This is a genomic window from Streptomyces sp. NPDC033178 (assembly GCF_055577685.1).
Genome location: NZ_JBVIPT010000023.1, coordinates 1 through 8,471 on the forward strand (window position 1 = coordinate 1; position 8,471 = coordinate 8,471).

8 protein-coding genes and 1 pseudogene are annotated in these 8,471 nt (G+C 70.5%); 5 read left to right on the forward strand and 4 right to left on the reverse strand.

Translation table 11 applies throughout. The features are described from left to right. Both ACZ5VQ_RS41205 and ACZ5VQ_RS41210 read left to right on the forward strand, forming a co-directional pair. A pseudogene (locus ACZ5VQ_RS41205) lies at window positions 1-147 on the forward strand (ABC transporter permease); the annotation flags it as partial. Between the two features lie 6 nt (window positions 148-153). Next, window positions 154-891: a sirohydrochlorin chelatase gene (locus ACZ5VQ_RS41210; protein WP_469109483.1), complete on the forward strand. Its 738-nt coding sequence runs from the start codon at window positions 154-156 to the stop codon at window positions 889-891. 236 nt (window positions 892-1,127) lie between these two features. On the opposite strand, the gene ACZ5VQ_RS41215 is transcribed toward ACZ5VQ_RS41210, so the two are convergent. Both ACZ5VQ_RS41215 and ACZ5VQ_RS41220 read right to left on the reverse strand, forming a co-directional pair. Beyond that, on the reverse strand, window positions 1,128-1,715 hold the full coding sequence (locus ACZ5VQ_RS41215; protein ID WP_469109602.1) for a TIGR03086 family metal-binding protein: 588 nt from the start codon (window positions 1,713-1,715) through the stop codon (window positions 1,128-1,130). Between the two features lie 79 nt (window positions 1,716-1,794). Continuing rightward, window positions 1,795-2,832: a ketopantoate reductase family protein gene (locus ACZ5VQ_RS41220; protein WP_469109484.1), complete on the reverse strand. Its 1,038-nt coding sequence runs from the start codon at window positions 2,830-2,832 to the stop codon at window positions 1,795-1,797. 38 nt (window positions 2,833-2,870) lie between these two features. Here ACZ5VQ_RS41220 and ACZ5VQ_RS41225 point away from each other — a divergent pair, with 38 nt between their 5' ends. Further along, window positions 2,871-3,710, forward strand: a complete 840-nt coding sequence (locus ACZ5VQ_RS41225) for an aldo/keto reductase (protein WP_469109485.1) — start codon at window positions 2,871-2,873, stop codon at window positions 3,708-3,710. Between the two features lie 54 nt (window positions 3,711-3,764). After that, window positions 3,765-4,664, forward strand: a complete 900-nt coding sequence (locus tag ACZ5VQ_RS41230) for a transglutaminase-like domain-containing protein (RefSeq protein ID WP_469109486.1) — start codon at window positions 3,765-3,767, stop codon at window positions 4,662-4,664. Here the strand turns inward: ACZ5VQ_RS41230 and ACZ5VQ_RS41235 are convergent. Both ACZ5VQ_RS41235 and ACZ5VQ_RS41240 read right to left on the reverse strand, forming a co-directional pair. Beyond that, complete coding sequence (locus tag ACZ5VQ_RS41235; protein WP_362086011.1) at window positions 4,636-5,019, reverse strand: nuclear transport factor 2 family protein; 384 nt, start codon at window positions 5,017-5,019, stop codon at window positions 4,636-4,638. The genes ACZ5VQ_RS41230 and ACZ5VQ_RS41235 overlap by 29 nt on opposite strands. Then, window positions 5,012-5,557: a DUF1697 domain-containing protein gene (locus ACZ5VQ_RS41240; protein ID WP_469109603.1), complete on the reverse strand. Its 546-nt coding sequence runs from the start codon at window positions 5,555-5,557 to the stop codon at window positions 5,012-5,014. Before ACZ5VQ_RS41240 ends, ACZ5VQ_RS41235 begins: the two co-directional genes overlap by 8 nt. 486 nt (window positions 5,558-6,043) lie before the next feature. Here ACZ5VQ_RS41240 and ACZ5VQ_RS41245 point away from each other — a divergent pair, with 486 nt between their 5' ends. After that, complete coding sequence (locus ACZ5VQ_RS41245; RefSeq protein ID WP_469109487.1) at window positions 6,044-8,341, forward strand: MMPL family transporter; 2,298 nt, start codon at window positions 6,044-6,046, stop codon at window positions 8,339-8,341. The last annotated feature ends 130 nt before the right edge of the window (window positions 8,342-8,471 follow it).

Below are 8,471 nucleotides of genomic sequence, written 5' to 3' on the forward strand. Positions count from 1 at the left end.
GAGAACGGCCGCACCGCCAACAGCATGTCCATGGTCTTCCTCGCCATCCTCCTCATCCTGATCGTCGGAATCGCCATCGACCTGCTCATCTTCAGTCCGCTGGAGCGGTGGGTACTGCGCAGCCGCGGTCTCCTCGTGAAGAGCTGAACTCCCATGCCCCGACCGGTACTTCTCGTCATCGCCCACGGCAGCCGCGACCCGCGCCATGCCGCGACCGTGCACGCCCTGGTACGGCGCGTACGGGCCCTGAGCCCGGGCGTGCGCGTGGAGACCGGCTTCCTGGACTTCAACATCCCTTCGGTCTCGGGGGTGTTGGAGTCACTGGCGGCGGAGGGTGTACGTGACGTAGTGGCGCTTCCTCTCTTGTTGACCCGGGCCTTCCACGCGAAGTCGGATATTCCGGCGGTGCTGAGCGAGGCTCCGGCACGGCTGAGGATCCGGCAGGCCGAGGTGCTCGGCCCGTCGCCACTGTTGACCGCCGCGCTCGAACGGCGGTTGTACGAGGCGGGGTTGTCCCCCGCCGACAAGTCCTCGACCGGGGTCGTACTGGCCTCGGCGGGGTCCACGGACCCGGAGGCGATCGCAGTGATCGCAGAAATCGCGCGGGAGTGGCGGCGGACCGGTTGGTGCGCCGTGCGGCCTGCGTTCGCCTCCGCGTCGTTGCCTCGCACGGAGGATGCGGTGCGGGAGTTGCGCGCCCTTGGGTGCGCGCGCGTGGCTGTCGCCCCGTACGTCCTGGCTCCCGGCTTCCTCCCGGACCGGATCGCGCGGGGCGCGGCCGAGGCGGACGTCCTGGCCGACGTCCTCGGCGCGTCCCCCGAGGTGGCCCGCGTCCTCCTGCACCGCTACGACATGGCCCGAACCCCGGCTTTGACGGCGGTCGGCGCCTGACCTGGGCGTTTCCTCGCCCCCGCCGCCCCTACCCGTCCCGTCCCTGGGGGCTGCAGCCCCCAGACCCCCGCTTCGGCCTGAACGGCCTCGTCCTCAAACGCCGGACGGGCTGAAGGTGTCGGCCCGGGCCGCGAAATCTTCAGCCCCTCCGGCGTTTGAGGAGCGGGGGTTCGGGGGCGGAGCCCCCGAGTAGTGACGGGAATGGGTAGGGGCGGCGGGGGCGAGAAAAGGATTGGTCAGGAGGCCGCGTGGGCCAGGCGGGGGTCACGCCCGCTCAAGCCGAGGGCCCGGGCGAAGACAGGGGCGTCGGACGGCACCGGGACCGGGGGTGCGAAGCCGTCGTACTGGCGGTAGAGGTCGCCGTGGGTGGTCACGACGTCCAGGATGATGCGGGCGGCCGTGTCGGAGATGCGGTACTCCTGGCCGGTCACCGCAGCGACGTCCCAGCCGTGCACCGCCATCTCCTTCACGATCATCGAGGCGAGTTCGGGAGCGGCCATGGACCCCACGCCCAGGTCCACCTCCCCCTCCCACACCACCGGATCCGCCCACACGGCAACCGCCCGGTCCAGCTGGGCGGCGTACGCGGACGCCCACCCGGGCTCGGCAGCGAAGTCCCGCCCGGTCAGCGACTCGGGCAGCGGCTTGCGCAGCGCCCGGTGCTCCAGACCGTGGGAGGTGTAGAGGACCCAGTGGTTGACCAGAGCCCGGACGTCCCAGCCCGGGCAGTGGGTCGTCCCGGCGAGCTGCGCCGCGGTGACCCCGCGCGCGACACGGGCGGCCTCGGCGGCGCATTCGACCATGGACGGGTACAGGCTCTCCATCGTGTACGGCGCGTTCGCGCTCTCCTGATCCGGGCTCTTGCCCGCCTTCGTGTTCGCGTTCTTGTCCATGCGCCCCACGCTAGGGACGCGGCGACTCACCCTCTTGAACAAACGCGACAGCGTCCCCGGCCAGCCGCACGAGCTCGTCCACCGGCATCGAACCGGCCGCCCGCCGCTCACGAGCGAAGTCGTTGGCGAGCCGTTGGAGGAGGTCGTTGAGCGGTGTCGGTACGCCGTGCAACCGCCCCAGCAGGGCGATCTCGCCGTTGAGATAGTCCGCCTCGATCGTCCCCGTGCCACGGTTCAGCGACTGCCACGACGACCCGGCACCCCGCTCGGACCCGTCGAAGGGCTCGAAGCGGATCTTGTCGGCGCGGGCCTCCTTCTGCTCCTCCTCGGAGGCGTACGGAATGCCCGCGGCGGCCAGTACGGCCTCCCCCTCGGCACGCACCCGGCCGTAGAGCGCGATGCCCTCCTCGCTCGTGAGCACGCCGCTGACCGCCTCGATCGAGTTGGCGAGGTTGCCGAGGAGCTTGGCGTACTGCCAGCGCGTCACGTCGGCCACGACCGGCGCCTCGAAGCGGGACGCGGACAGGTCGGCCGCGATGCTCCGTACCGTCTCGTCCGTGCCGTGCGGATAACGTCCGAGGTGCAGGATGCCGGTGAGCGGCGTACCGGCGGCGGACACCACCCCCGGCTCGACGAACGTCGCGGGCAGCCACACGCACACCCCGTACACCCGCCGGAAGCGGCGCAGCGCGAGCCGCTGGCTCTCCACGCCGTTCTGCGCGCAGACCAGCGGCAGCCGCTCGGCCGCCGTGCCACCGCCCGCCACGGGCACTGGTCCCCACGCCTCCAGCGCCGCCTCGCTGTCCTGCGTCTTGACGGCGAGTACGAGCACGTCGTCGGCGCCCAGTTCGCCGAGCGCGTGCGGCCCGTCGACGACGGGCGGCCGATGGGTGTGCGGCCCGTCGGGCGTCACCAGGTGCAGCCCCCGCTCGCGCAGCGCCTCGTACTGCGCGCCCCGTGCGACCAGCACGACGTCGCGTCCCGACCCGGCGAGGCGACCGCCGACGGCCCCGCCCACAGCCCCTGCTCCGATGATGATGTAGCGCATGCGTCCGAGCCTGCCACAGACGTGTGTACGCTCCATCGATGATTCCGGAAATCTTCGAACTCGCCGGACAGCTGCCCGTACGCCGCCTCGGTTACGGCACCGCCCAGTTGACAGGTCCCGGCTACTGGGGGCCGCGTGGTGAGGCCCGGGACGCGGTGGCCGTTCTGCGGCGGGCCGTCGAGCGCGGGGTCACGCTGATCGACACGGCGGACAACTACGGCCCGTCGGTCGCCGAGGAGCTCGTCGCCGAGGCCCTGTATCCGTATCCGGCCGGCCTGGTGATCGCCACGAAGGGCGGTGTCGTACGCACCGGGGCGGACGCCTGGCACATCGAGGGGCGGCCCGAGCGGCTGCGGGCGATGTGCGAGGCGAGTCTGCGGCGGCTGCGTCTCGACACGATCGACCTGTACCAGCTGCACCGGCTGGACCCGGACGTGCCGATGGCCGAACAGCTGGGCACGCTCGACGAGTTGCGACGGGAGGGCAGGATCCGCCACATCGGGCTCGACTCGGTGACGGTCGAACAGCTGGACGCGGCACGGGAGTTGACGGACATCGCGTCCGTTCAGAACCGGTACAACGTCAGCGACCGCGCTTCGGAACCGCTGCTGGAGTTGTGCGAGGAGCACGGCATCGCGTTCCTGCCCTGGTTCCCGCTGGGCAACGGCTCGTTGACGACGGATCCGGTGTGCGCGGATATCGCCGCCGCGCACGGGGTGTCGCCCGGCCGGATCGCCCTGGCCTGGCTGCTGCACCGCTCCCCCGTGCTCTGCCCGACCCCCGGCACGGGCTCCCTCGCGCATCTGGAGGAGAACCTCGACGCGGCCGCCGTACGGCTCGGCGAGGAGGACATGTCCCGCCTCGACGCCCTGGATTGACCTCGCCCGACAGCGCTTGACCTTGCCCCTGGGGCAGACTCCACGCTCCGGGGCATGGACTCCTACGACTTCCACCTCAAGCAGAGCCCGTACAGCGACCCCGGAGCCGTACCGGCCGAACTGCCCGCCGATCCGGGTGAACTCGCCGCCCTCGTAAGGAACTTGCTCATTCATCGGGAGGAGGGCGGGCACTTCGGGTACGCGATGCCCGAGGAGCGCCGGCACGAGGACGCCGAGGCCCGGTACGTGAGCGAGATCCTGCGGATCCTGCGCGAGCGCTCACAGGCTCCGCTCACCGAACACCGGGAGCTGGGCGAGCGGTTCGCCGGCACGTGCCGGGACTTCGCGCTGCTGATGTGCGCGTTCCTGAGGGCGACGGGCACCCCCGCACGCGTCCGGTGCGGCTTCGCCACGTACTTCGAGGACGGCTCCTCCCCCGTGACCCACGGGGACCACTGGGTCACCGAATACCGTCTGCCGGACGGCAGTTGGCGACTCGCGGACGCGCAGGTGGCCGACGGGGCGCACGACGTGCTCTTCGATCCGCTGGACGTCCCGCGGGACCGGTTCCTCGTCGCCGGAGCCGGCTGGCAGGCGTGCCGTGCGGGCGACGCGGACCCGGACACCTTCGGGGTCCCCCTCCCCACGGGCGACCTGCGCGGCCTGTGGTTCGTGCGCTGCAACGTCGTACGGGATCTCGCGGCCCTCGGCGGGGTGGAGGTGCTGCCGTGGGACGCGTGGGGGCTGGCGGCGAAGGACGAACCGGAGGTGACCGCGGACGAGTTCGCGCTGCTGGACGAGGTGGCCGCGGCGACGGCCGCGGAGGCCGTGTCGCCCGAGGAGATCCGGCGCCTGTACGCGGACCCCCGCCTCACCGTCCCGGCGGAGATCACCTCGTACACGACCTACCTCGGTGTCCGGCAGGTCAGGCTTCCCGAGAGCCTCCGGGGCTGAACGGCGTTCCCTGGTGGAAGTACAGCAGCCATCCCTCCACCGTCCGCCGCCACAGCGAACTCCGGTGTGCGTGACGGCCGTTGTGCTCCGTGTCGAAGGTGAGGTGGACCAGGTCGGGGGCGAGCTCGACGCCCGTCACCCGGGAGGTGATGCCCGGGCCGGTCCCCGGTTCCTTCGCCGTGGCCAGTGCGTCGATGATCGAGGCCCGGTCCCAGTGCCGCCCGGAGACGCCGAACTCGTGGAAGTCGGGGTGCAGCAGCGCCCCGAGGAGTTCGGGCGAGCGGCGGATCTCCGGGTCGAGGAGGCGCAGTTCGCCCTCGATGGCCGCCTCGACGGCGGGGCCGTGGTCAGCCACTGGTCAGCTCCGCGAGTCTGGTGACGGTGTTCCAGTTCCGTGTGGTGGCGATGATGCCCTTCGACATCCGGGGCTTCGAGAGGGTTTCCGCCAGCTTGGAGCGGCCGAGGCCGTCGGGGGCGTACAGGTAGAGGACACGGTCGCCGAGGCGGAACTCCTCGGGCAGAAAGGCCTGTTGGTCGATCGACGCGAAGCGCTCGGCGTCGACCGGCTCGGAGAAGTAGGTGGCGTGCAGTTGCTTGGCCTCCAGGTCTGCGGCCGGGAACGGACAGGCGTCGAGGACGGCCCGCAGATAGGCGTGGTCGCGCACCAGGACGTCGACCGTGAAGCCGAAGCGCTTCTCCAGCGCCCCGGACAGTTCCGCGGCGAGCGTGTCCTCGTCGCCGTGGTCGCTGGAGAAGACGGCGTTCCCGCTCTGGAGATACGTACCGACACCGTCGTACCCGAGGCCCTCCATGAGGGTGCGCAGCTCGGCCATCGGCACCTTCCTGCTGCCGCCCACGTTGATCCCGCGCAGCAGTGCCGCGTACGTCGTCATGCCCACAGTCATCCGCACACCATAAAGCGGCCGTCGTGCCCCGTGGGGGTGGGCACGACGGCCGCGGCTTCAGGGCGGCCGGACACTGGAAGTTACCGGCCGGTTGGCTCAGAACCCTGGCCGATGGGCGCGCTCAGTTCAACCCCCGCACACAGCTGTGACTTGTTCAACAAACTTTCGTAACACCAAAGAGGATCTTCCCCGGCAGATCGGACCCGGACACGGACGGACCGGGGACAGACGGGGGCCGGAGGAGGCATGGAGAGAGAGACGGACCGGACACCCTGATCACGACCCCCGAGGAGCTGCTTTACATGTAAGGGGCTTTCATCCTCCTCAGTGCTGAGGTCGCGGGGTCCGAGGGGAGGACTCGGCCCCCCTGCACCTCACCGGGCAGCACGACGAGAGGTTCTTATCCGCCCCATACCTTCGAATCAGAAGGTGCCGGCAGGGGGCCGACACCGGAGACGAGGGGGCAAGCCCGTCATGGGTAACAGAGACACGCGGGTACGGGGCATAGCGGCCCGGGCCGGCGGCTGGAGTGCCCGGCACCGCTGGGCGGCCGTCGGAATCTGGGTGCTGTTCGTCGTTCTGGCGATGGGGCTCGGCTCTGCGGCGGGCACGGTCGAACTCAAGGACAGCGACCAGCTCAGCGGCGAGACCGGCCGGGCCGCGGCCATCGCGGAGGAAGCGGGGATCGACGAGCCGGCCGGGGAGACCGTGCTCGTCCAGGGCAGGGACGCGGGTGTCAAGGCGACGAGCACCGAGTTCCGCGCCGCCGTCGACGCCGTGATGAAGGCGGTCGAAGGTACCGGCAAGGTGACCGACGTGACCTCGCCGTACGACACGGACACGATCTCGAAGGACGGCCGCAGCGCCCTCGTGCAGTTCGACATGCGCGGCGAGGCGGAGACGGCGGGCGACCGGGTGGAGCCCGTGCTGAAGGCCGTCGAGGAGGTGCAGAAGGATCATGGATCGGTGCTGATCGAGGAGATCGGCGGCGCCAGCATGAACAAGACGTTCGACGACGCGTTCGGCGACGACTTCAAGCAGGCCGAGTACTCCGCCGTCCCCGTCGCCCTCGGCATCCTGCTGGTCGCGTTCGGCGCGCTGGTGGCGGCCCTGGTTCCGGTCCTCCTCGCGATCACCGCGATCGTGGCCACGATGGGCCTGATGATGATCGTCAGCCACATCCAGCCGATGGACGACACATCGAGCTCCGTGATGCTGCTCGTGGGCCTCGCGGTCGGCGTCGACTACTGCCTGTTCTATCTGCGGCGTGAACGCGAGGAGCGCGCGGCGGGCAGGGACCCCGAGACCGCGCTGCGGATCGCCGCGGCGACCAGCGGTCGCGCCATCATCGTCTCCGGCGTCACGGTGTGCGTGGCGATGGCGGGCATGCTGTTCACCGGAATCGCCACCTTCAAGGCGATGGGGCTCGCCTCTCTGATGGTCGTGGCGGTCGCCATGGTCGGCTCGGTGACAGTGCTGCCCGCGGTCCTCTCGCTGCTCGGTACGCGGGTCGAGAAGGGGCGCATCCCGTTCCTGCACCCGGACAAGCGGCGCAAGACCAACGGCGGTTCCGGCAACGGCGGTTCCAGCAACGGCCGTTCGGGGGACAACGGAAGCCGGTTCTGGACGAGCGTCCTGCGGGTGGTGCTGGCGAAGCCGGCGATCTCGCTGGTGGTCGCGGCCGGTGCGCTGCTGGCCATCGCGGCTCCCGCACTCGGCATGAAGACCCAGAACCTCACGCTGGACCAGGAGTTCGGCGACTCACTGCCGATCGTGAAGACGTACGAGCGGGTCAACGAGGCCTTCCCTGGTGGTTCCGACCCGGCCGAGGTGGTCGTCAAGGCCGCCGACATCAACTCCGCCGAGGTGAAGTCCGCGATCGCCGACTTCCGTGAGCAGGCGGTCAGTTCGGGTGCCTCGCGCGGTCCGGTCGACGTCAAGGTGCACGATACGCAGAACGTCGCCTTCGTGTACGTACCGCTGGTGGGCGGATCGAACCTCGACAAGGCCGAGAAGAGCCTGGAGATCATCCGCGACGAGGTCCGTCCGGCGACCTTCGGCAAGGTCGACGGGGTCGAGGCGCCGGTGACCGGTCAGGTGGCGGGATCGAAGGACTTCAACGACCAGCTCGTCAGCGCGGTGGCGCCGGTCTTCGCCTTCGTCGTGGTCTTCGCCTTCCTGCTGATGCTCCTGTCGTTCCGCTCGCTGACGATCGCGATCACCTCGATCGTCCTCAACCTCCTCTCGGTCGGGGCGGCCTACGGCATCCTGGTCGCCGTCTTCCAGCACGGCTGGGGCGCTTCGCTGGTGGGCGCGGAGGGCGTGGGCGCCATCATCACCTGGCTGCCTCTGTTCCTCTTCGTGATCCTCTTCGGGCTCTCGATGGACTACCACGTGTTCGTCGTCTCGCGGATCCGTGAAGCGCGGATGCGGGGGCTGACGACCCGGGACGCCATCCAGCACGGGGTGGTCACGACGGCCGGTGTCATCACCAGCGCCGCCGTCATCATGGTCGCCGTCTTCGCGATCTTCGGCACGCTGTCCATGCAGTCCATGAAGCAGATGGGCGTGGGCCTCGCGGCCGCGGTCCTCATCGACGCGACGATCATCCGCGGTGTGCTGCTCCCGGCGGTCATGGCCCTCCTCGGCGAACGCAACTGGTACTTCCCGAAGTGGCTGAACCGCCTGCCGGACCTCAGTCACGACGAGTCCCCCGAGGCCGTGTCCTCGCCGCCGCCTCCGGCGGTCGAAGGGGAGAGGGTCCGGGTCTGACGACCTGAACCACCGCACGGCGACGGGGGGGGGGGGGGGGGGGGGGGGGGGGGGGGGGGGGGGGGGGGGGGGGGGGGGGGGGGGGGAGGGGGAGATGGGGGGGGAAGCGTGGGAGGTGATGGGGGGGGAG